This window comes from Bacillus cereus group sp. N31, from assembly GCF_016483245.1.
GTDB lineage: Bacteria > Bacillota > Bacilli > Bacillales > Bacillaceae_G > Bacillus_A > Bacillus_A toyonensis.
Window position 1 is genome coordinate 37,908 of the sequence record NZ_JAEHCH010000014.1, and the last position, 23,760, is coordinate 61,667.

Below are 23,760 nucleotides of genomic sequence, written 5' to 3' on the forward strand. Positions count from 1 at the left end.
ATTAAAGGTGAAGAAGTTTAAGAAGTTTTACTTAGAGATTACAAGTGTATGTAATCTTGCGTGCAGCTTTTGTCCGCCGACGGAAAGGCAGAAGCAATTCATTTCTGTGGAGGATTTTGCTAAAAGATTAGACCAAATTAAACCTCACACAGACTACATTTATTTGCACGTGAAGGGTGAGCCGTTGCTCCATCCAAAAATAGATCAACTGTTAGATTTAAGCCATGAAAAAGGATTTAAAGTTAATATTACAACGAACGGAACGTTAATTAATAAGAGAAGGCATAGACTGTTAAATAAGCCTGCTCTAAGACAAATGAACTTTTCCCTGCACAGTTTTGATGGACATCCAGGTTCGCAAGATAAAGAGGGCTATGTAAGAAGTATACTTGCCTTCATTAGGGAAGCAACAAGTCAATCAGATTTAATTGTTTCGCTAAGGTTATGGAATTTAACTCAGGATAATAAGACAAATGCTGAAATCCAGAAAAATAGAGAGCTATTATCCATAATTGAAAATGAGTTTGATCTGCCTTATCAAATTGAAGAGAAGCTTACACCAGGAAAAGGTATAAAAATTGCGGAACGTGTCTTTATTAATCAAGATTATGAATTTCAATGGCCGGCATTGCATGAAGAAGAGGATGATGGAAAAGGATTCTGTCATGGTCTTCGAAATCAAGCGGGTATTTTAGCAAATGGAACGGTTATTCCTTGCTGTTTAGACGGTGAAGGGATTATTAATCTTGGGAATATTAATAATGATTCATTTTCTAACATTATAGAAGGTGAAAGAGCAACAAACATTGTCGATGGATTTTCGAAAAGAGTTGCAGTCGAAGAGTTATGTAGGAAATGTGGATACCGTAAAAGGTTTGGAAAGTAAATATGAAATAAGCCCTCATAAAGAAGCGAGGGCTTATTTTTTTATTCTTGATAAGAACGCTCTAATTCATCAATTAAGGAGCCAACGTAAGAAACAGCTTTACGGATTGCATCTGGTTTTGACATATTTACTCCGGCATGTTTCATTAATTCAAGTGGTTTCATTGTACCACCAGCGCGAAGTACATCTAACCAGCGATCAACGGCAGGCTGCCCTTCTTCTTTAATCATTTGGGCTACTGCGGTAGATGCAGTTAGACCTGCGGAATACGTGTAAGAATATAAGCCCATGTAATAATGAGGTTGGCGCATCCAAGTTAAGCCGGCACCTTCATCGATTTCTACAGAATCCCCCCAGAATGTAGAAAGGACATTTGTTTTTATTTCGGTTAAACTTTTAGCTGTAAGTGCTTGTCCTTCTCCTGCTAGAGTATATACTCTTCGTTGGTATTCGCCCTCAAGTAAGTGAGTAACAAAGTTATGATAATATGTGCCAAGTAGTTGTAGAATGACCCACCTGCGCATTCTCTTATCGTTAGTTGTTGCAAGTAAATGTTGGGCTAGTAATAATTCATTCATTGTTGATGGTGCTTCAACAAAGTACATAGATGGACGTACATTCATAATGCGCTGGTTTTTATTTGCTAAATAAAAATGCCCAGCATGACCAAATTCATGTGCTAATGTGAAGCATCCGCGCATCGTATTTTGCCATGTAATTAAAATATATGGATGAGAACCATATGGACTTGAACAAAATGCTCCTGTTGATTTGCCTACATTATCTGCAAGATCTACCCATCTTTCTTTGAAGCCTTTTTCGATAATGGAACTATATTCATCTCCTAATACTTTTAAAGAATCTTGAATGAGTTTGCCTGCTTCTTCGTAAGTAATTGCTGGATTAAATTCAGGATCTAAAGGTGCATGTAAGTCGCAGAAAAGCATTTGATCGAGTCCTAATACTTTCTTTTTTAAATCTGCAAAACGGCGCATATGAGGCGCTAATTCTTTATAAATAATATCAAGTTGATTGTTATACATTTCAAGTGGAACTTTTTGCGGCTCTAAAAGCATATGAGTAACGGATTCATATTTGCGTAAACGAGAAAGTGTCACTTGTTTTTTTACTTCAGTAGCATATGTTGTGGCAACTGTATTTTTATATCGCTTCAAAGTGGAAACAAACGATTCATATGCTTTTCTACGTATGTATGCGCTTGGAGAGAATTCATAATTGCTTTCAAATAATGCAAATGACAAAGGGAATTCGTTTCCTTGTTCGTCTTGTATAGGATTGAAATCCATATCGGCCAATTTAGTCATGCCGTAAATTTTGTATGGAGAACTATGAACTTCGCCAAGTGCAGCAAGTGCTTCTTCTGTTTCAGGTGAAAGAGTGTGCTGCCTTTTGCTCAGCACTTCTAGTAATGATTTACGAAAAGGGTTGAGTTTTATCTCCTCAATTAAATATTTTTCAATCGTGCCTTCTTCAAATGAGAGAATTTCATTATGAATAAAGGATAGTGCTGTATGTACTTTCGTTCCTAGAGCAGAAACTTTGGAAGAGTTCGCTTGAATAACTGGATCTGTCCGATCAGCAGATTCTTTTAGGTTTGCATATGAGCTCAGTTTTGTTAATTTCATTAAAAGCTCTTCCTCTATAAGTAAGCAATTTAGTAAAGTAGTGGAGCTAGTATGCAAGCGTCCTTTAAATGCATCAAGTTTCTGTATATCATTTTCTAATACGTTTAATGCAGTGTGCCACTCGGCATCAGATTTATACAAATCAGAAAGATCCCATGTTAGTTCAGTAGGAACTTCTGCGCGAATAAGGCGATTTTCAATTACATTTTTCATTTATTATAGCCCCCTTATTTTAAGTATTTAAAAATATGATACTAGAAAATTCAGTAAAATAAAAATATTTAACGGTTTTATACATAAAAAAGAAGGACAGGCATACACATGCTTGTCCTTCGAGCTGAATATAAGAATTAATATACTTTATCACCGTTGAAAATAGAGTTTTTCACGACAACATAATCTACAGTACGAATAGCATCTAATTTTGTTCCACCAGCGTAAGAGATGGAAGATTGAAGATCTTGTTCCATTTCGATTAAAGTGTCTTCTAAAGAACCTTTATGCTCCACGAACATTTTCTTACCTTCAACGTTTTTCTTCTCACCTTTTTGGAATTCAGAAGCTGAACCGAAGTATTCTTTATAAAGCTTTCCATCTTTTTCGATTGTTTCCCCTGGAGACTCTTCATGACCAGCGAATAGAGAACCGACCATAACCATAGTCGCCCCAAATCGAATAGATTTAGCTACATCACCGTGTGTACGAATACCACCGTCAGCAATAATCGGCTTACTTGCAGCTTTTGCACACCAGCGAAGTGCAGCTAACTGCCAACCACCAGTTCCAAAGCCTGTTTTAATTTTAGTAATACAGACTTTACCGGGTCCAATACCAACTTTTGTTGCGTCAGCGCCAGCGTGTTCTAATTCTCTTACCGCTTCTGGAGTTCCAACGTTTCCAGCGATAACAAAGCTTTCTGGTAAATGTTTTTTAATATGTTGAATCATGTTGATCACAGCATTAGAGTGACCGTGTGCGATATCGATTGTAATGTATTCAGGTGAAAGTTGCTCAACGGCTAATTGTTGTACGAATTCGTATTCGTCTTCTTTAACACCAACGCTGATTGAAGCAATTAATCCACGTGATTGCATATCTCTAATGAATGAGATTCGTTTCTCTGGTTGGAAACGATGCATGATATAGAAGTAATTATTTTCAGCTAAATAAGTTGCGATTCTTTCATCTATAATCGTTTGCATATTTGCAGGTACGACAGGTAATTTAAATTTATGTTTTCCTAAAGTGACAGTTGTATCACATTCAGATCGACTGTTTACAATACATTTTGCAGGAATTAATTGAATATCTTCATAGTCAAAAACGTTTTCCATCATTTACACCCCTAAAATACGAATATTTTATTTGTTTTGTTTGAAAATGTTCGTCCAAAGGATAATTTACATTATTTTCACTAATAAGTCAAAGGTTTTAATGTTTATATAAAAAAATTAAGTTGATTTAAGTCTACTGTAGGCTTATATCGTCAAAATTTGTTTTAACATAACATGATTTAATGTAAAATTATGTGTGGTATAGGAAAAATCAAATATGTAAATTTAGGAGAGCTGTTAATGAAACGATTAGTGTATATGGACTGGTTGCGTGTGTTAGCGACAATCGCAGTAGTTACAATTCATGTCTCCGCTGGTTATGTTTCCACATTGGATGCAAATAACGTTTCGCGTTGGTTGTCTGGGAATCTTTTTGAGTCACTTTCACGCGCTAGCGTTCCAATCTTTGTGATGATTAGTGGAGCTTTATTATTAAAGGGTACGAAAGATATTTCTATTGGAGAATTTATACAGAAACGTGCAAGTAAGGTAATTATACCTTTTGTAGCTTGGAGTGTTTTATTTTATTTATACGGAGCTTATGCAGGATATTTCCCACGTTCTATAAAACAGGGGATAAAATATTTTCTAACAGATAGTATTGGTGGACATTTATGGTTCATGTACATGATTGTAGGGATATACTTAATTACACCTTTACTGAAAATTTTTGTGAAGAATGCTCAAAAGAAAGAGATAGAGTATTTTTTAATTTTATGGTTATATGCATCTGTTGTCGTTAATTTGGCAAAATATTATTATCCTATCAACTTTAATATTGAATTATTTTACGTTACAAATTATGTAGGCTATTTCCTGCTTGGTTATTATTTATCCAATTATGATATTGTGAAAAAGTGGAGGAATTTTGCTTACATTGGAGGAATTGTAGGATTTATTATTACATTCTTTGTTACATATTATTATACAGTTCAGGCAAACGGACAATTGGATCAGTTTTGGTATGGATACTTTTCTCCAGGTGTTGTACTTATGGCAATTAGCTTATTTGTATTTTTCAAATATTCTTTCGGAAATTCAGAAAAAAAATTACCATTTGTATTACGCGGTATAAATCAAGCGAGCCTTGGTATTTATATCCTTCACTTTTTCTTATTAAATAACTATCTGTACAGAGTATTTCCAAAGGTGAATGAACATGCACATGCAATATTGGCAATACCTATTAATGTAACAATTACAATTGTTCTTAGTATGGTAATTACTTTAGTATTGCAAAGAATACCAGTTGTAAAAAAATTAGTTCCATAAAAGATGAATACAATTTAGAGGGGCAGACTTATAATTAAGGCTGTCCTTTATTATTTAAGAATTATACGTAGATAAATTGAAACTTAAATGAATTGAAAACATTGATTTAATATAGTATCTTGGTATAACTTGACGTTAGATATGGAGAGTATAGTTATTTAAATATAAAATTCAAATGAGGTTAGTATATGAGTAAAAAGGAATTTAGTAATTATGCATTAAGTAAAGAAATAATACGAGCACTTACTGGTTTAGGATATGAACATCCAACAGAAGTGCAAGGAGAGGTTATTCCAGTTGCATTGAAAAAGAAGGATCTTGTTGTAAAATCGCAAACTGGAAGTGGAAAAACAGCTTCATTCGGTATTCCACTTTGTGAAATGGTGGAATGGGAAGAGAATAAGCCACAAGCATTAGTTTTGACGCCGACGAGAGAACTTGCTGTTCAAGTGAAAGAAGATATTACGAATATAGGCCGCTTCAAAAGAATTAAGGCTGCGGCCGTTTATGGTAAGTCTCCATTTGCACGTCAAAAATTAGAGTTAAAACAAAAGACACATATCGTAGTGGGGACTCCTGGCCGTGTGTTAGATCATATTGAAAAAGGTACCCTTTCTTTAGAATGTCTGAAGTATTTAGTCATTGATGAAGCAGATGAAATGCTAAATATGGGCTTTATTGATCAAGTAGAGGCAATTATTGATGAATTACCTACAAAGCGAATGACAATGCTATTTTCGGCAACACTTCCAGAAGATGTTGAAAAGTTATCCCGTACGTATATGGATTCGCCAACGCATATTGAAATTAAGGCTGCCGGGATTACCACAGACAAAATTGAACATACACTTTTTGAGACGAGAGAAGAGGAGAAGCTTTCACTTCTTAAAGATGTAACAACAATTGAGAATCCAGATAGTTGTATTATTTTTTGCCGTACACAAGAAAATGTAGATCACGTATTTAGACAGTTAAACCGTGTTAACTATCCTTGTGACAAAATACATGGTGGTATGGTGCAAGAAGATCGTTTTGAAGTTATGGACGATTTTAGAAAAGGAAAGTTCCGTTATTTAGTAGCGACAGACGTAGCTGCTAGAGGAATTGATATTGATAATATTACACATGTTATTAACTATGATATTCCGTTAGAAAAAGAAAGTTATGTACATCGTACGGGAAGAACGGGACGAGCTGGCAATAAAGGAAAAGCTATTACATTCATAACTCCGTATGAAAATAGATTTTTAGAAGAAATTGAGGCGTACATCGGCTTTGAAATTCCAAAGGCATATGCACCTTCAAAAGAAGAGGTTATGAAAGGGAAGGCAGTATTTGAGGAAAAAATACATGCTAAACCAATTATAAAGAAAGATAAAAGTGCAGACTTAAACAAAGGGATTATGAAGCTGTACTTTAATGGTGGGAAGAAAAAGAAAATTAGAGCGGTAGATTTTGTCGGCACAATTGCTAAAATTAAAGGTGTTACAGCAGAAGATATAGGAATTATTACGATACAGGACAATGTTTCTTACGTTGAAATATTAAATGGAAAAGGACCAATTGTTTTAAAGACCATGAAAACTACAACGATTAAAGGGAAACAATTAAAAGTCCATGAAGCAATTAAGTAAATAAAAAAACTATCCACTGTAACAGGTGGATAGTTTTTTTATTTACGATTCTTTTAAATCGTCCACTAACTTCTCTGCCAATCGTCTATACATATTACTCATCGTCACGAAGGATGTTAGTAATAAAAACTTTTCTAGCTTTTGATCTTCTAAGGAGGAAATCTCATTTACTTCCCTAATACGGTTATTTACGTCCTGGTTAAAGGTTTCCACATTGGTTTCAGTAAGAGCAAGATAATCTTTATAGAGAGTATTTAATTCGAATGTATCATCGTTTAGTAAAGGTACATTTATATTTTCTAAGGAGCTTTTTATGTCATTAATGGAAAGGGCTCCTTTTAATTGGTAAATCAAGCTAATTAAAATCATATGCTCTTTTGAATACTTTTTATTTTTAATAGGGATGAATAGTTTCCCTTTTGCGTAATTGTTAATCATTGTTTTTGTTAATACTTTTTCATCATCAGTTCTTGTTGTATCCGCATAAGTATTCTCAAATAGTTGAACAACTTGGTCTACATATAAGTCGACATTTGGGATATCCTCAAGTTTAATATTTTTTTCTAAATGTAATGATTCAAGTAATTTATTTATATTTTCCACGTAAAACCCCTCACTTTTATCACTTAGTGGAACTGAATGTTTAGTATATCTTTAAATATGGTATTACGAAACAAGTGAATTGTAAATGTTGACTAGTATAAATAATGTGTATATAATTACATGTAGTTATTAAAACTACATGTAATTATATGAGGGGTGTTTATATGAATGCTTATGTAAGAGAACCGGTTAATGCATTTACTCACTTAGGAGGAGCTGTATTAGCATTTATTGCATTATTAGCTATGCTTGTGAAAGTTTCTGTTAAGATGCCATCTTTTGCTGCAATTACAGCTGTTATTTTATTCGGTATTGGGATGATGGTCCTTTATATGGCATCAGCTGTGTATCATAGTGTTGTAGCCAGTGAGCGTGTTATTTATTTCTTTAGGAAGTTAGATCATTCTATGATTTTTATATTAATTGCAGGTACATATGCACCCTTTTGCTTAATTACATTAAGTTCGGCAAATGGTTTACTACTATTTTGTTTGGTTTATGCAACTGCGATTTGTGGTATTGTTTTTAAAATGTTTTGGTTTAATTGCCCAAGATGGTTATCGACAGGAATTTATCTTCTGATGGGTTGGTTAATTGTTCTATTCTTTGCACCGCTAGCTGAGAATTTAAGTACAGGAGGTATCCTTTTCTTAATACTTGGAGGTATTTTTTATACAATTGGTGGGTTTATTTACGGTGCTAAGCCAAAATGGTTGGAGTTTAAATATATGGGACACCATGAAATTTTTCATGTTTTCGTATTATTAGGAAGCCTGGCACACTTTTTAAGTGTATATTGTTACGTAATTTAACAAATCAGAACGTTTGGATAGCTTTTACTAAAATTTTTGGGTAATAAAAAATGATATAGAAAAATATAGATGTTGAAGAGCTACATAACTTAAAGGTTATGTAGCTTTTTATATAAAAGAAAATTTAAAATATTTAGAATTTATATCTTGGAATATGATAGGATAGATGTGTATTGAGATTATAAAATTTTATAATTGATGATAAGTGGGGGACTATATATATGGCGATACTTATAACGGGTGGAGCAGGATATATTGGTAGTCATACGTGTATAGAATTATTAAATAATAATTATAAAATTATAGTCGTAGATAATCTTTCAAATAGTTCAATAGAGTCTTTAAATCGAGTAAAAGAAATAACAGGGAAACAATTTAAATTTTATAATGAAAGTGTTTTAAATCGTGAAAAAATGAATGAGATTTTTTTTGAAAATAACATTGAAGCAGTTATTCATTTTGCTGGCTTCAAAGCAGTTGGGGAATCTACTACAATTCCGCTTACATATTATTATAATAATATTATAAGTACGATTATATTATGTGATGTAATGCAAAAACATAATGTGAAAAAATTTATTTTTAGTTCGTCTGCAACTGTATATGGAATTCCAAAAACATCACCAATTACGGAAGAATTTCCATTAAGCGTGACAAATCCATATGGGCAAACAAAGTTAATGATAGAGCAAATTATGCGTGATGTTGCAAAAGCTGATGGTGAATGGAGTATCGCGTTACTTCGTTATTTCAACCCATTTGGGGCGCATCAAAGTGGTCGTATTGGAGAAGATCCAAATGGGATTCCTAATAATTTAATGCCATATGTAACACAAGTAGCGGTAGGGAAGTTAAAGGAATTAAATATATTTGGAAATGACTATCCAACAAAAGACGGGACAGGTGTTCGTGATTATATTCACGTTGTTGACCTTGCAAAAGGACATGTAAAGGCACTTGAGAAAGTGCTTGAAACTACAGGAATAGATGCATATAACCTTGGTACAGGGAAAGGGTATAGTGTATTGGAGATGGTTAATGCTTTTGAGAAGGTTTCGGGCAAAAAAATACCTTATAAAATTATCGGGCGTCGTCCTGGGGACGTAGCGATATGTTTTGCTGATGTATCTAAAGCGAAGCGAGAATTAGGATGGGAAGCGGAATATGGATTAGAAGAAATGTGTTTAGATTCTTGGAGATGGCAGGTAAATAATAAAAATGGCTATCAAATGATTTAAGGAGGATACTTTATTTTTATTGTATTTATGTATAATAAAGGAACCAAAGGTCAGTAATAGTTTTCGTTGAGGAAAAGAAAATGAAAGAGAGTATTACTGACCATAGCACTTCAATAGGAATTTAATCTATTGAATGCTTTTATAAATTGGTGATTTGGAAAGAGAACTTAATGAATTCGAACAAGTTGTTTATGATATACGGTATTACCTTCTTGGCTTGCGTATGGCGGTATGCTTCGTCCAAAACAATTTGCGATAATATTGGAGTGGCTAGGATAAGAAATACGAATTTCATACAAGTCAACAGCGTCACCTAAATCAGCATAAAAAACTGCTAAGTTGTTCCCTTGTAAAATATATGGAAATACTACTTCCGCATTTTCACCAATTAGTACAGGTAATTTTACAGGATTAGAATAGTTAGACCAATCCCAAACCTCTATACTTACATAGTGTGCGTAAAATGCATCTAAATTTACAATGTTTACTACTGCTGAAACAGTTGCAGGCTCTCTTGTTAATACACCTGTGGAGTGAAAAACAGGTTGATTTGGATAATGAAGAGGCATAAATATCAAACCTTCCTTAAAATGATATGATTGTACTATATTTTATGCTAGGCATTAGTAGAATGAGATAGGGAAAATGTATCATTCTATTCATTTTTTATAGAAATTAAAAACGTATGATTGAAAAGTATTCCAACACTTGTATCCTTGTTAGAGTCCGTTTATAATCAAGGAATCCTATTGCATATTTTGATAGGGTTATTTATTATTGAAAGCGTTTTAAGTTTGTTCTTTTTTAAGGTAGGAAGTCTGACTTATTCAGATGAAAAATTATGTATGTAGTTTTAAATGGGAAGAAAAATAATATAGGTATCACTTTAAAGTGTGGGGAGGTTAAAAGTGTGAAAAGATAAGATTTTCACACGAATATATATGGGTTATGTAGGATTATTACTTTCAGGTGCAGCTTTATTTTTAAATAGTCTTGTTATATTAGGAAAAGCAGAGATGAAAAGCGCAGGTGTTTTTAATTTATTTGTGGGGGCATTACAAATTATCATTCCGTTCTATTTGATTATGATTTCTGATCAAAGTAATTGGACGGTATATTCATATGCAGCTACCTTTTTATTTGGATTAACCTATTTATATGTAGGTGTTACTTTTATAAAGGGAATGGATAGTAGTGGTCTAGGATGGTTCTGTATTTGGGTAGCGATTATTGCTTTATTCTATATGGTCGTTTCATTTGTTCAATTCAACGATGTTGTTAATGCGTTAACATGGTTTATGTGGGCATTACTTTGGTATTTATTCTTTGTATTAAATACACAAAAAAAGAATATCAATCAATATCTTGGAAGAATTGCTTTCGTACAATCATGGGTAACATTGACACTGCCTTCACTCTTTTATTTTATGGGAGTTTGGGGAGAGGGATTTGTATATGAACTATGGGTTTATGTATCAGTAATTTCTATTTTATATTTCTGTTATTGTATTTTTAAATATCGAGTACGTTAATGCGTCATATGTAGAAAAAACATGGAATCGTTAAACTGATTCCATGTTTTTTTATTTTAGCATTTATAATAAGGGAGGTAGTATTTTACAATTTATGAAAACGGGGATGATGAAGGTGAAAAAAGTATTGGTACTAGGGGGAACAAGATTTTTTGGTAAACATTTAGTAGAAGTACTGTTGCAAGCTGGACATGATGTAACGATTGCGACGAGGGGAGTTACTAAAGATTCCTTTGGAAGTGCAGTAAAAAGAATTATCGTAGATAGAGAAGACGAAAAAGAACTAGCAAAGCGTTTAGAAGGTAAAAGTTATGATATTGTATACGATAATTTATGCTATAGCTCAAATGCAGCGAAGAGAGCATGTGAAGTGTTAAAAGGAAAAACTAAGAAGTATATTATGACATCTTCAATGGCTGTCTATGAGCCTGCGCTAGGTCTGTTAGAAGAGGACTTTAATCCATATGAGTATGCAATCACGTATGGAGATAGGAATGATTTTAATTATAGTGAAGGTAAGAGATTAGCTGAGGCAGTTGTATTTCAACATGCAGCATTCCCAGTTGTTGCAGTGCGTTTTCCAGTTGTTATTGGAGAAAATGATTATACGAAAAGATTACAATTTTACGTTGAACATGTTGTGAAACAAGAGCCTATCGTTGTGGATCATGTAGATGGAGATTTGGCATTTATACATGAGAAAGAAGCAGGAAAGTTTTTAGCTTGGTGTGGGATGGAAAACATAGAAGGGCCGATTAATGCTTGTAGCAACGGGGTAGTTTCTACCAGAGAAGTTATTCGTTTCATAGAAGAAAATACGGGGATAAAAGCTCTCATTCAAGAAGTAGGAGATAATAAAGCGCCTTATAATGAAGTAATTAATTGTACGTTACATAATGAAAAGGCTCGTGAATTGGGATTTCCATTCCGAGAGTTGAAACTAGAAATGAAAAATATTTTACGCCATTACATAAATACAATGAAGTAATCATAAATCCCCCGGTGGCAATCCGGGGGATTCTGGAGGATTTCGACAATACTGATTTTACATTACCAAATTTACCTTATACGCACGACTAATGTTTTTGTGATTGAATTGCTTGTAAATATTTCTCGTTTACCCGGTCCCAGTTCACTGTATGCCACCAGTTGGTAACAAACTCTGGGCGCCGATTTTGATACTTTAAATAATAGGCATGTTCCCATACATCAATGACGAGTAACGGGATCTTCCCTTCTTGCAAAGGTGTATCTTGATTCGGTGTACTCATAACAGAAAGTTCTTCACCGTCAAGAACAAGCCATCCATATCCACTTCCAAAACGACTAATGGCCGCTTTGGACAGTTGGTCTTTTAAGTTGTCAAAGGTATTGAAATAATAATCAATTCCTTTTGCAACGTCTCCATTAGGCTCGCCGCCACCTCGAGGGCTCATCACTTCCCAAAAAAGACTATGACAATAATGACCACCACCGTTATTTCTAACTGCTGTAATAATTTCCATTGGTAAATCATCCAAATTACATAGTAACTCTTCTAAAGATTTATTATGTAATTCAGTATAGTTTTCTAAAGCAGCATTTAAATTGTTTACATATGTCGCATGGTGCTTTCCGTGATGAATAGAAAGTGTATTGCTATCAATATATGGCTCTAATTCATCATAGTCATATGAAAGCTTTGGCAATTGAAATGAAGACATAATATTACCTCCTTTCTAGTTTAAAAGTTGGTCTAGGTAAAAATATTTTACCTGAGTCAAAAATACACTTATTTTTCATAGAAGTCAAGAGGGATTTCTATAATTTTCTGAAAATATTACAATAAAAGTAACACTTTCACTTTCGTTTGTGACTATTATCCTTTTTGCTTATACTGTAAATTAGTAGCGTTTGTTGAAATAGAAGGAGATTGTTTATGAGTAAAACGAAACAATTAATAGAGGAAGCGAGTAATTTTATTACTACTTGCTATAAAGAGCTTAATAAAGAGCAATTCATAGAAGAGCGTATAAAAGAAATTCACATGGAAATAGAGAGAACGGGAACGTATGAGCATACGTTTGAAGAACTTGTTCATGGTTCGCGAATGGCATGGCGTAATAGTAATAGATGTATTGGAAGGCTATTCTGGAGTAAGATGCACATATTAGATGCACGTGAAGTGAATGATGAAGAAGGTGTATATAATGCGTTAATTCATCACATTAAATATGCAACGAACGACGGGAAAGTTAAACCGACAATTACAATTTTTAAGCAATATGAAAGTGAAGAAAATAATATACGAATTTATAATCATCAATTAATTCGATATGCAGGATATAAAACAGAAATGGGAGTAATCGGTGATTCTCATTCCGCTACATTTACGGATTTTTGTCAGGAACTTGGCTGGCAAGGAGAAGGTACGAATTTTGATGTATTACCGCTTGTATTTTCTGTTGATGGAAAAGAGCCTATATATAAAGAAATTCCAAAAGAAGAAGTAAAAGAAGTACCAATTGAGCATCCAGATTACCCAATCTCATCTTTAGAAGTGAAATGGTATGGAGTGCCGATGATTTCAGATATGCGTTTAGAGATTGGTGGTATTTCTTATACGGCAGCTCCGTTTAATGGATGGTATATGGGGACGGAAATTGGAGCTCGGAACTTAGCTGATCAGGATCGTTATAATTTACTTCCAGCAGTTGCAGAAATGATGAATTTAGATACATCAAGAAATAGCACGTTATGGAAAGACAAGGCATTAATTGAGTTGAACATTGCTGTATTATATTCATTTAAAAAACAAGGAATTAGTATTGTTGACCACCATACTGCTGCACAACAATTTCAGCAATTTGAGAAGCAAGAAGCTGCCTGTGGTCGCGTTGTAACAGGAAATTGGGTATGGTTAATACCGCCATTATCGCCAGCTGCCACTCATATTTATCATAAACCGTATCCGAATGATATTTTGAAGCCAAATTTCTTTCATAAATAATATTTAGTATAGGGGGATTTCCTGTAAAATATAAAATTTTTTTAATTACTGTTATGTAGCAAATGGAAGCCTTTACTCTCGGTTATTTTTGGCAGGAGCTTTTTGAACCAGGGAGTTCCTTATGTTATAATCAAATTTCTGTTTCGAAGACCTTATAGACATATAAGGTCTTTTGTTTTGCTTTTTTATGTAAGAGGAATAGAATGTTTCTTTTACATAAGGGATTTAGCATATTTTTAGGGACAACATAAGTATGTGGAAAATTGATGAATTATTATATTTATATAGTAATTGTGTTTTGGATTTAAACAAGAAAACATAATAAAGTTGTTTTTTTAGATTGCTGAGGAAGGAGGATGTGTAAATGAGGATGAAGAATCAAAAAACAGATTGGCCTGTATTTCTTATTAGTGGTGGTTCGCTTTTATTATTTGTAATCGCAGTTTTCTTAAATAAAGCTTATGTAGAGGGAGCTATTAATCGCAGTTTTGCATTTTCAATTAAGTACTTCGGGGCTTTTTGGCAGATTTTATTGTTAGGTACATTTATTGTTGCGATGTGTATGGCATTCTCGAAATATGGGAAGGTCAAACTAGGTAATTTAGAAAAACCTGAGATTAGTACGGCAAAGTGGCTTGCTATTATTATGTCTACACTACTTGCCGGAGGTGGCGTTTTTTGGGCAGCGGCAGAGCCAATGTACCATTTGATGACGGTGCCACCAATACATGAAGGTATATCTGCTGGAACGAAAGAAGCAGTCATGCCTGCTTTAGCACAAAGTTATATGCATTGGGGATTTTTAGCTTGGACGATTTTAGGTACAATTAGTGCGGTAGTTATGATGTATGGACATTATCATAAAGGTATGCCGTTAAAACCTCGTACGCTTTTATATCCTATTTTTGGAGAGAAATTGCGAAAGAGTTTGCTTGGAACGATGATTGATGCATTTGCAATTATTGCAGTAGCTGCAGGAACAATTGGTCCGATCGGATTTTTAGGCTTACAAGCAAGTTATGGCTTACAAGCATTATTCGGAATTTCCGACGTGTTTACTACTCAATTAGCAATTATTATTTGTGTGGTAGCTGTTTCTACTATATCTGCGGTAACGGGTATTGATAAAGGGATTCAAATAATAAGTGATTTAAATGTTAAACTAGCGATTTTATTGATGGTGTTTGTGTTATTCTTTGGACCAGGTGGATTTATTATTGATTCATTTGTTTCTTCGTTTGGGTTTTATATAAATGAGTTTATACCAATGAGCACATACCGCGGGGATACAGGTTGGTTAGGATCTTGGACAATCTTTTTCTGGGGATGGTTTATTGGATATGGACCAATGATGGCAATTTTAGTGAGTCGAATTTCAAGAGGGAGAACGATTCGCGAAATCATCGTTGCAATTGGAATTATTGCACCTATTATTACAACGTTCTGGTTCACTATATTGGGGGGATCGGGTGTATTTTATGAATTAATGAAGCCTGGATCTATCTCGAATGCTTTAAGTGAATCTGGTATGCCAGCAGCTATGATTGCAATTACAGAGCAACTGCCACTATCTAATATTATTGGACCGGCATTTCTTTTATTAACAATTTTATTTGTAGTAACAACAGGAGATTCAATGGCTTATTCCATTTCAATGGCAGTGACTGGAGATGGAGATCCTAGAATTAGCTTGCGAATTTTTTGGTCGCTTATTATGGGAGCAGTTGCAGCAATTCTTTTATATATGGGAGAAGGAAGCATTAATGCATTACAATCTTTCATTGTAGTGACAGCTGTTCCGGTATCAATTTTGTTATTCCCGATGCTGTGGCTGGCACCTAAAGTTGCAGGAGAATTAGCATTGAAGCAAGGCATTGTACAAGAAAAAGATAAAACTGCTTTCTTATTCCAGAAAGCTAGTAAATCAAAATAAATGATAAATAAACACTGAAAAGAGGAAGCATTTTAAATGAGATGCTTCCTCTTTTTCGTTTAGTCTAATACTTTTCCCTTTGTTTCTGGCACACATAATAACATTGTAATTAATCCGATTGGATAGATGATGAAAATTAAGGATAATGCTCCAAGTAAATTTCCGCCTGTAGCGAGTAAACCGATAATAACAGGGCCAAATCCAGCTAAACCACGTCCTGTACCGAAAATAAAGTTTTCCGCTGTAGAGCGAGCTTCGGCGGGATAGTTTTCAGCTAAAATGGCTCCGAATCCGCCCATCATTCCATTTGCAAAGAATCCGAGCAATGCACTTCCCCATAATAATAATGTTGAATCTGTGAATAGGAAGAAGTAAATAAGACAGTATATAGTACCACCGATATAATAGATTGCAAAAGTTTTACGACGACCAATTTTATCAGCCAGAATACCAAAGGTTGCAATTCCAATGAGCATGCCAATCGTAGAGATGAACATCCAACCGCTCGCCTTTGCTAATGTATAGTTATATTTATTTGCTAAAATAGTTGGCATCCATGTGAAAATCCCATAATATCCGAAGTTCTGGATAAACGACATAATAATAAGACCAATTGTTGTTATTGTTACTTTTTTATTTGCAAATAACTTTTTAAGTGGGAATTTTTTTAGTTGTTTTAGATGTTCTGCTTCAGTAGTTGTTAAAATACCATCAGCTTCTTTTTGTAACAATTCCTTTTTGTAGCGTTGTTTTTGCTCCCATATTTTCGGTTCACTTAAACTTTTACGTACATAAACAGCTAGTAAAGCTGGAATTAGTCCGAATAAGAAAACAGCTCTCCACCCAAAATGCGGGACAATAAATGCTGGAAGAAGTGAAGCTACTAAAACACCAAATTGCCATCCAAGTGCAACGACCGATGTTGCCTTAGCACGCATTTCTTTTGACCATGTTTCAGTTACGATGGCCATTCCAATTCCGAATTCACCACCAACTCCCATTCCAACTAAAAAGCGAAGAATTAATAATTGCCAGTAATCTGTTGCGAAATAAATGAGTGCTGTTGCTAGTGAAAATAGTAAGATGGTGAAGGCCATTGTACGGATACGACCAAATAAATCAGCGATAAACCCAAATAAATAAGAACCAATTAGCATACCAATTGTCGTAGCTAATGTTAAGTTTCCACCTTCAACAGGGCTTAAATGAAACTCTTTTAAAATATAGACGAGTACGAAAGATAAGAGCAGCATATCTAAACCTTCTGCGGCGTATCCTAGTGCAGAACCAAACAGTGTTTTATATCTTTTCTCTTTCGTCTCCTCTGTTGTTTGTACATCAGTGGTGATGTTCATTATTATTCCTCCTTATTTTCTTCTACAGTCGCTATGGAAGAATAACAAAAGGCCTTCTCACCTGATATGATGAGAAGGCCAAAAAAGCATACGTATCTCTAAAAAAGAACATACGTATATTGTATTCCGACTTCCTTCTCAACCTCACGGGGTTGGGTTAAAGGACTGTATGATATTACTTTATTTTTAGCACTCTTCTATTACATTGTCAAATAAAGAGGAGATTTCCATGTGTAAAATATTTCAAAAAGCATTTCATTCTTCTTGACGCCTACTTCGTTATTTTCCCATAATAAAACTAACTAAATAAAAAGGAATGAATCAAAGATGTTAAATTTAGTACTCATGATGATTGAACGCGTCGGACTTATCGTTATTTTAGGATTTTTACTCTCTCATATTAAAACGTTTAGGCGCCTTCTCCATAGGCAGGACGGATATGTAGATAAGCTTAAGCTTATTTGTATTTTTTCTGTGTTTACAATTGTAAGCAATTACACTGGTATTGAAATAGCTGGAAATACGATTATGAATGAAAATTGGCTACAAGGTGTTTCTTCATCAAGTACCATTGCGAATACACGTATTATGGGTGTGGGTATTAGTGGTTTACTTGGTGGACCAATCGTAGGAGTTGGGGTAGGAGTTATCGCTGGTATTCATCGTTATATGCTCGGTGGTACGACAGCGCTAAGTTGTGCAATTTCTTCTATTTTAGCAGGGATTATAACAGGGTATATCGGATACATTTTCAAAAAATATAACCGTACAATTACACCTAAGTTTTCAGCAATTTTAAGTGTTGTTATCGTTTCTTTAGAAATGATTATGATCCTATTAATTGTAGAGGATGGAATTAGTATTGTGAAAACAATTGCGATACCAATGATCCTTGTAAATAGTTTTGGAAGTTTTATTTTACTTTCTATGATACAAGCTATTTTGCGTCAGGAAGAGAACGCAAAGGCACTTCAGACCCATAAGGTATTACGTATTGCTGATAAAACGTTACCGTATTTTCGCCAAGGCTTAACAGAAGAATCGTGTAAGCATGTGGCACAAATTATTCACCGCTTTACAGGAACAGATGCGGTATCCTTAACAGATACAGAGAAAATATTAGCTCATGTTGGATTAGCATCAGATCACCATATTCCTTCACATAGTTTGATAACTGGTTTATCGAAAGAAGTGTTAAACACAGGGAAAATAATGAAAGCAAAATCACGTGAGGTTATTAATTGTCAACATGAAGGTTGTCCCTTGCAAGCGGCGATCGTTATTCCACTCACTTCACATGGAAATACGATAGGGACATTAAAACTGTATTTCAAAAATCCTAACCAGTTAAGTCGTGTGGAAGAGGAATTAGCAGAAGGGTTGGCAAAAATATTCTCTACACAACTTGAATTAGGTGAAGCTGAATTGCAAAGCAAATTATTGCAAGATGCGGAGATAAAAGCATTACAAGCACAAATTAACCCGCACTTTTTATTTAATGCGATTAATACAGTATCAGCTTTATGCCGAACCGATGTAGAAAAAGCAAGGAAGTTATTATTACAGCTTAGTGTGTATTTCCGCTGTAATTTGCAAGGGGCACGTCAGTTATTGATTCCACTAGAACAAGAATTAAACCATGTACAGGCATACTTATCACTAGAACAAGCAAGGTTCCCAAATAAGTATGGAGTAAAGCTGTATATTGAGGAAGAGCTAAAGACAACTCTAGTACCACCATTTGTTCTTCAATTATTGGTTGAAAATGCATTGCGGCACGCTTTTCCAAAGAAACAACCAGTATGCGAAGTAGAAGTGCATGTGTTTGAAAGAGAAGGTATGGTTCACTTTGAAGTGAAGGATAATGGGCAGGGAATTGAGATAGAACGTTTAGAACAATTAGGGAAAATGGTAGTTTCATCAAAGAAAGGGACTGGAACAGCTTTATATAATATTAATGAACGTCTAGTCGGTTTATTTGGGAAAGACACGATGCTTCATATTCAAAGTGAATTAAATAAGGGGACGGAGGTTACCTTTATAATTCCAAAAAAAGTAGGGGAGGAAGAACGGGTTGTTAAAAGTATTAGTAGTTGATGATGAGATGTTAGCACGTGATGAGCTAAAATATTTATTAGAAAGAACGAAAGAAGTTGAGATAATTGGTGAGGCTGATTGTGTGGAAGACGCATTAGAGGAACTAATGAACCATAAACCAGATATTGTATTTCTGGATATTCAATTATCCGATGATAATGGATTTGAAATCGCAAATATATTAAAAAAGATGAAAAATCCCCCTGCGATTGTATTTGCAACGGCCTATGATCAATACGCATTACAAGCATTTGAAGTAGATGCGTTAGATTATATTTTAAAACCATTCGATGAAGAACGCATTGTACAGACATTAAAGAAATATAAAAAGCAAAAACAAGCGAAAATAGAAACGAAGCAAGAAATAAAGGGGACAGATGTAACAGCAGAGATGCATAAATTAGCACTGCCAATTGAGGAATCAATCGTACTTGTAAATATTGAAGATATTATATATGTAGGACTCGTAGATGGGAAAGTAACAGTAAAAACAATGAGAGAAACATATGTAACACACGATACACTTGTAATTTTGGAAAAGAAGTTACCACAAACAAGTTTTATGCGTGTTCATCGTAGTTTTATTGCAAATATTAATCATATTACAGAAGTGCAGCCGTGGTTCAATTCTACTTATAATTTAATTATGAAAGAAGGATCAAAAGTACCTGTTAGCCGTACATATGCAAAAGAACTTAAAAAGCTGCTTCGTATTTAAGAAGCAGCTTTTGTATTTCATCCTCTTATTTTTGTAACTGATTCTGTATATGTGACGCTCTGTTTTGTAAACGCTTACTAAAACGCGTACATCTTATACAATAAAGGTACCAAATCGAAAGAGGTGGCCAAAATGAGTAAGAAAAAAGTATATAGTTTTTTATCACAAGCATTCATATTCTCAGCTATTATGTTAATTTCTAATATTATTGCAACACATTTACCAATTCCGATGCCTTCATCGGTAATCGGGTTAGTCATTTTATTTAGTCTATTATGCTTAAAAGTTATTAAATTAGAGCAGGTTGAATCACTCGGAACAGCTTTAACAGGTATTATCGGATTCCTTTTCGTCCCATCAGGTATTTCAGTTATTAATTCTCTTGGTGTAATGGGACAATATTTTGTACAAATACTAACTGTAATTGTTGTCGCAACAATTATTTTACTCGCTGTAACAGGGTTATTTGCACAATTTATTTTAGGAAAAGATGACAAAGAAACAAAAGATACAAAAGAATTGAAAGTAGTCAATAAAGGACGCAAGTACGGAAAAGTTGCGTAACCATTTTAGTATATATTGTTAGGGGGTAATGAACATGGCAAGTACAATGACTCCATATTTCGGAATCGTCGTTTCATTAATCGCATACGGAATCGGCACATTATTATTTAAGCACTCAAAAGGATTCTTCTTATTTACACCGTTATTCGTGGCAATGGTATTAGGGATTGTCTTTCTAAAGGTAGGTAATTTTACTTTTGAAGAATATAATACTGGCGGAAAAATGATTAGTTTCTTCTTAGAGCCAGCAACAATCGCATTTGCCATTCCATTATATAAACAAGTTGATAAGTTAAAAAAATATTGGTGGCAAATTTTATCGGCTATCGTGGTTGGATCTATTTGTTCAGTAATTGTCGTATTCATTGTAGCAAAGGCAATTGGTTTAGATACAGCAGTAATGAATTCAATGTTACCACAGGCAGCAACAACAGCAATTGCATTACCAATCTCTGAAAGTATTGGTGGTATTCCAGCCATAACATCGTTTGCAGTTATTTTTAACGCAGTTATCGTATACGCATTAGGAGCATTATTTTTAAAAACATTTAGAGTGAAACATCCAATTGCGAAAGGTCTAGCACTTGGAACAGCAGGTCATGCATTAGGTGTTGCGGTAGGAATTGAAATGGGTGAAGTAGAGGCAGCTATGGCAAGTATTGCTGTAACAGTAGTTGGGGTTGTAACAGTTGTCGTCATACCGATGTTCATGCCATTCATTGGATAGTAAAACTTACTTAAAAAATGAGAAAAGCAAGCTATTTGTAGGACACATTCCTACTGATGGCTTGCTTTTTATGTTACAGTAGTGGTAAGACCTATTGTTAGCAAAATGCAAGTTTCCTTAAATCTTCATTAATACTGTGTAGAATACGTTTTGAATTAGGTCATTGTATTGTAAAATAAGAAGTAAGCTACTGTATGGTTTTAGGAATTATATGATAGCTCATCTTCATATGAATGAATAAATTATAGGTAGAAAATAGAGAGAAATCTACTTATTAACGTTTTACTTTATAGGACAGGAGAGAGTACTCGTCGATTATGCAAATAAAAAACCTGTTTCAAAGCAAAGGATTTCAGAGGTTACTCGTATTAGTAATACTTGCTCTCGTGTTATATGGGTTGCAAAGTATGTTGAATTTAATATTAATTACGTTTATTCTTACGTATTTAATGGATCGATTCCAAAAGTTTATTTCTCGCAAATTAGATAATTTTATGCCCATTAATCGAAAACTCATTATAGCATTTCTATACGTAATGTTAATTGGTGGAATTGCTATTACACTATTTAAATATTTACCAGTGTTAACGATACAAATTTCACAATTGATTTATCAATTTAACGTATTTTTAAGAAATCCACCGGATAGTGAATTGATTAAGTATGCGGTTAATGCTGTCAATCATATGGAACTTTCGAAATACGTAGGACAAGGCGTAGACATTTTGTATAAATCTATTACGAATGTTGGGAAGTTCGGTCTTCAAGTGTTACTTTCTTTAATTTTAAGTTTATTTTTCTTGTTGGAAAAGGCCCGTATCGTTGCTTTTACTGCAAAGTTTAAAGAAAGCAGGCTTGCAATTTTCTATCATGAAATTGAGTACTTCGGAAAGAAATTTGCGCGTTCATTTGGAAAAGTAATTGAAGCACAATTTTTAATTGCGGTTGTTAACTGTGTTTTATCTGTTATTGCATTATGGATATTAGGATTTCCACAATTATTAGGTTTAGCGTTAATGATCTTCTTACTTGGTTTAATTCCAGTAGCTGGGGTTATTATTTCGTTATTCCCGCTTTGTATGATTGCTTACAATATCGGCGGTATTATGTACGTTGTTTATATTTTAGTTATCGTAACAGTTATTCATGCACTTGAAAGTTACGTATTGAATCCGAAGTTTATGTCCCAAAAAACAAATTTACCGATTTTTTATACGTTTATGGTATTAATTTTCTCAGAGCACTTTTTAGGTGTGTGGGGACTTATTATCGGTATTCCGATCTTCATTTTCTTATTAGATGTTTTAGATGTAACGAGTGATGAAATGGAGAGGGATATTGAAAAAAATAGAGTGAAGTAAAGAAAAAGCATCGATATTCGATGCTTTTTCTTTTATAACATTATGTTTCTTATGCCATACTGTAAGAAGAATATAGAATAGGGGTGAAATAATGGCTGTAAATGAAAAGATAGAATTGGCTACATTTGCTGGCGGGTGCTTCTGGTGCATGGTTTCGCCATTTGAAGAGATGGAAGGTATTATAAAGGTCGTTTCTGGCTATACAGGTGGTCATAAAGAAGATCCAACCTATAAAGAAGTTTGTTCAGAAACGACGGGACATTATGAAGCGGTACAAATTACATTTGATGCAAATAAAATGCCGTATGAAGAGTTGCTTCAAATATATTGGAGACAGATTGATCCAACTGACGTCGGCGGACAATTCCACGACCGTGGACAGTCTTATGAAACGGTGATTTTTTATCATAATGAAGAACAACAGAAAAAGGCAGAGGCTTCAAAAGAAGAACTTGCGAAGAGTGAGCGATTTTCAAAGCCAATTGCGACAAAAATATTGCCAGCTGCTACATTTTATCCAGCTGAAGAATATCATCAAGGATATCATAAGAAAAATACATTCCGCTATGAGTTATATCGTAAAGGATCGGGACGAGATGCTTTTATTAAGCAACATTGGCCAAAGGATAATGCTCATTTAAAAGAAAAACTCAATGAGATGCAGTTTTATGTAACACAGGAAAACGGTACAGAACCACCATTCCGAAATGAGTATTGGAACCATAAAGAAGAAGGTCTTTATGTAGATATCGTTTCAGGCGAGCCATTGTTTACTTCTATAGATAAATTTGATAGTGGATGTGGCTGGCCGAGCTTTACGAAACCGGTGATGTCAGCTAGTGTGAAAGAAAAAATGGATGTTAGTCATAATATGACGCGCACGGAAGTGAGAAGTAAGGAAGGAGATTCACATCTTGGGCATGTATTTCCAGACGGCCCAGGACCAAATGGCCTTCGTTATTGTATAAATTCAGCAGCTCTTCGATTTATCCCAAAAGGGGAGTTAGAGAAAGAGGGATATGGGGATTGCCTAATCTTGTTTGGAGATAAAAAATAACC

21 protein-coding genes are annotated in these 23,760 nt (G+C 34.3%); 15 read left to right on the forward strand and 6 right to left on the reverse strand.

Annotated elements, in window-relative coordinates; genetic code table 11:
- The first annotated feature begins 7 nt into the window (after positions 1 to 7).
- Complete coding sequence (locus tag JDS81_RS17525; RefSeq protein WP_000713626.1) at positions 8 to 886, forward strand: radical SAM/SPASM domain-containing protein; 879 nt, start codon at positions 8 to 10, stop codon at positions 884 to 886.
- Between the two features lie 41 nt (positions 887 to 927).
- On the opposite strand, the gene pepF is transcribed toward JDS81_RS17525, so the two are convergent.
- Positions 928 to 2,745: an oligoendopeptidase F gene (pepF, locus tag JDS81_RS17530; protein WP_097954053.1), complete on the reverse strand. Its 1,818-nt coding sequence runs from the start codon at positions 2,743 to 2,745 to the stop codon at positions 928 to 930.
- A gap of 137 nt (positions 2,746 to 2,882) precedes the next feature.
- Positions 2,883 to 3,866, reverse strand: a complete 984-nt coding sequence (guaC, locus tag JDS81_RS17535; protein ID WP_097954054.1) for a GMP reductase — start codon at positions 3,864 to 3,866, stop codon at positions 2,883 to 2,885.
- 240 nt (positions 3,867 to 4,106) lie between these two features.
- Here guaC and JDS81_RS17540 point away from each other — a divergent pair, with 240 nt between their 5' ends.
- Positions 4,107 to 5,138 carry an acyltransferase gene (locus tag JDS81_RS17540; protein ID WP_000827024.1) on the forward strand — a complete coding sequence of 344 codons (1,032 nt, stop codon included), beginning with the start codon at positions 4,107 to 4,109 and terminating at the stop codon, positions 5,136 to 5,138.
- Between the two features lie 188 nt (positions 5,139 to 5,326).
- Positions 5,327 to 6,772, forward strand: coding sequence for an ATP-dependent RNA helicase DbpA (gene dbpA / locus JDS81_RS17545; RefSeq protein ID WP_000037210.1), 1,446 nt, complete (start codon positions 5,327 to 5,329; stop codon positions 6,770 to 6,772).
- Positions 6,773 to 6,814: 42 nt separating this feature from the next.
- Here the strand turns inward: dbpA and JDS81_RS17550 are convergent, their stop codons facing one another.
- A complete protein-coding gene (locus JDS81_RS17550; RefSeq protein ID WP_000427895.1) occupies positions 6,815 to 7,375 on the reverse strand; it encodes a DUF1836 domain-containing protein in 561 nt (186 codons plus the stop codon).
- Positions 7,376 to 7,539: 164 nt separating this feature from the next.
- Here JDS81_RS17550 and trhA point away from each other — a divergent pair, with 164 nt between their 5' ends.
- Positions 7,540 to 8,187, forward strand: coding sequence for a PAQR family membrane homeostasis protein TrhA (gene trhA, locus JDS81_RS17555; RefSeq protein WP_000995370.1), 648 nt, complete (start codon positions 7,540 to 7,542; stop codon positions 8,185 to 8,187).
- 221 nt (positions 8,188 to 8,408) lie between these two features.
- Complete coding sequence (gene galE / locus JDS81_RS17560) at positions 8,409 to 9,425, forward strand: UDP-glucose 4-epimerase GalE (protein WP_097954055.1); 1,017 nt, start codon at positions 8,409 to 8,411, stop codon at positions 9,423 to 9,425.
- Between the two features lie 167 nt (positions 9,426 to 9,592).
- Here the strand turns inward: galE and JDS81_RS17565 are convergent, their stop codons facing one another.
- Positions 9,593 to 9,994 carry a hypothetical protein gene (locus JDS81_RS17565; protein ID WP_001128273.1) on the reverse strand — a complete coding sequence of 134 codons (402 nt, stop codon included), beginning with the start codon at positions 9,992 to 9,994 and terminating at the stop codon, positions 9,593 to 9,595.
- Positions 9,995 to 10,366: 372 nt separating this feature from the next.
- Here JDS81_RS17565 and JDS81_RS17570 point away from each other — a divergent pair, with 372 nt between their 5' ends.
- Both JDS81_RS17570 and JDS81_RS17575 read left to right on the forward strand, forming a co-directional pair.
- Complete coding sequence (locus JDS81_RS17570; protein ID WP_000542573.1) at positions 10,367 to 10,957, forward strand: AmiS/UreI family transporter; 591 nt, start codon at positions 10,367 to 10,369, stop codon at positions 10,955 to 10,957.
- Between the two features lie 94 nt (positions 10,958 to 11,051).
- Positions 11,052 to 11,945, forward strand: coding sequence for an NAD-dependent epimerase/dehydratase family protein (locus JDS81_RS17575; RefSeq protein ID WP_000847856.1), 894 nt, complete (start codon positions 11,052 to 11,054; stop codon positions 11,943 to 11,945).
- 88 nt (positions 11,946 to 12,033) lie between these two features.
- On the opposite strand, the gene sodA is transcribed toward JDS81_RS17575, so the two are convergent.
- Positions 12,034 to 12,660 (reverse strand): superoxide dismutase [Mn], encoded by a 627-nt coding sequence (sodA, locus tag JDS81_RS17580; protein WP_000094052.1) that lies wholly within the window; start codon positions 12,658 to 12,660, stop codon positions 12,034 to 12,036.
- Between the two features lie 215 nt (positions 12,661 to 12,875).
- Here sodA and JDS81_RS17585 point away from each other — a divergent pair, with 215 nt between their 5' ends.
- Together JDS81_RS17585 and JDS81_RS17590 are read left to right on the forward strand one after the other, a co-directional pair.
- Positions 12,876 to 13,946: a nitric oxide synthase oxygenase gene (locus JDS81_RS17585; protein ID WP_000047638.1), complete on the forward strand. Its 1,071-nt coding sequence runs from the start codon at positions 12,876 to 12,878 to the stop codon at positions 13,944 to 13,946.
- A 364-nt stretch (positions 13,947 to 14,310) separates the two neighbouring features.
- Complete coding sequence (locus JDS81_RS17590; protein ID WP_097954056.1) at positions 14,311 to 15,879, forward strand: BCCT family transporter; 1,569 nt, start codon at positions 14,311 to 14,313, stop codon at positions 15,877 to 15,879.
- 59 nt (positions 15,880 to 15,938) lie between these two features.
- On the opposite strand, the gene JDS81_RS17595 is transcribed toward JDS81_RS17590, so the two are convergent.
- Positions 15,939 to 17,234, reverse strand: coding sequence for an MFS transporter (locus tag JDS81_RS17595; protein WP_097954057.1), 1,296 nt, complete (start codon positions 17,232 to 17,234; stop codon positions 15,939 to 15,941).
- Between the two features lie 327 nt (positions 17,235 to 17,561).
- Here JDS81_RS17595 and lytS point away from each other — a divergent pair, with 327 nt between their 5' ends.
- The 6 genes from lytS to msrB all read left to right on the forward strand — a co-directional run bounded on the left by lytS (position 17,562) and on the right by msrB (position 23,758).
- Entirely contained in the window at positions 17,562 to 19,331 is a 1,770-nt protein-coding gene (gene lytS / locus JDS81_RS17600; RefSeq protein ID WP_000933602.1) for a two-component system sensor histidine kinase LytS, read from the forward strand.
- Complete coding sequence (locus tag JDS81_RS17605; protein ID WP_000921837.1) at positions 19,309 to 20,049, forward strand: LytR/AlgR family response regulator transcription factor; 741 nt, start codon at positions 19,309 to 19,311, stop codon at positions 20,047 to 20,049. The genes lytS and JDS81_RS17605 overlap by 23 nt, the downstream gene beginning before the upstream one ends.
- A 132-nt stretch (positions 20,050 to 20,181) precedes the next feature.
- Complete coding sequence (gene lrgA, locus JDS81_RS17610) at positions 20,182 to 20,613, forward strand: antiholin-like murein hydrolase modulator LrgA (protein ID WP_097954058.1); 432 nt, start codon at positions 20,182 to 20,184, stop codon at positions 20,611 to 20,613.
- A gap of 34 nt (positions 20,614 to 20,647) precedes the next feature.
- Positions 20,648 to 21,340, forward strand: coding sequence for an antiholin-like protein LrgB (lrgB, locus tag JDS81_RS17615; RefSeq protein WP_000168869.1), 693 nt, complete (start codon positions 20,648 to 20,650; stop codon positions 21,338 to 21,340).
- A gap of 317 nt (positions 21,341 to 21,657) precedes the next feature.
- On the forward strand, positions 21,658 to 22,701 hold the full coding sequence (locus tag JDS81_RS17620) for an AI-2E family transporter (RefSeq protein ID WP_001166024.1): 1,044 nt from the start codon (positions 21,658 to 21,660) through the stop codon (positions 22,699 to 22,701).
- Positions 22,702 to 22,792: 91 nt separating this feature from the next.
- Positions 22,793 to 23,758, forward strand: coding sequence for a peptide-methionine (R)-S-oxide reductase MsrB (gene msrB, locus JDS81_RS17625; protein WP_097954059.1), 966 nt, complete (start codon positions 22,793 to 22,795; stop codon positions 23,756 to 23,758).
- The last annotated feature ends 2 nt before the right edge of the window (positions 23,759 to 23,760 follow it).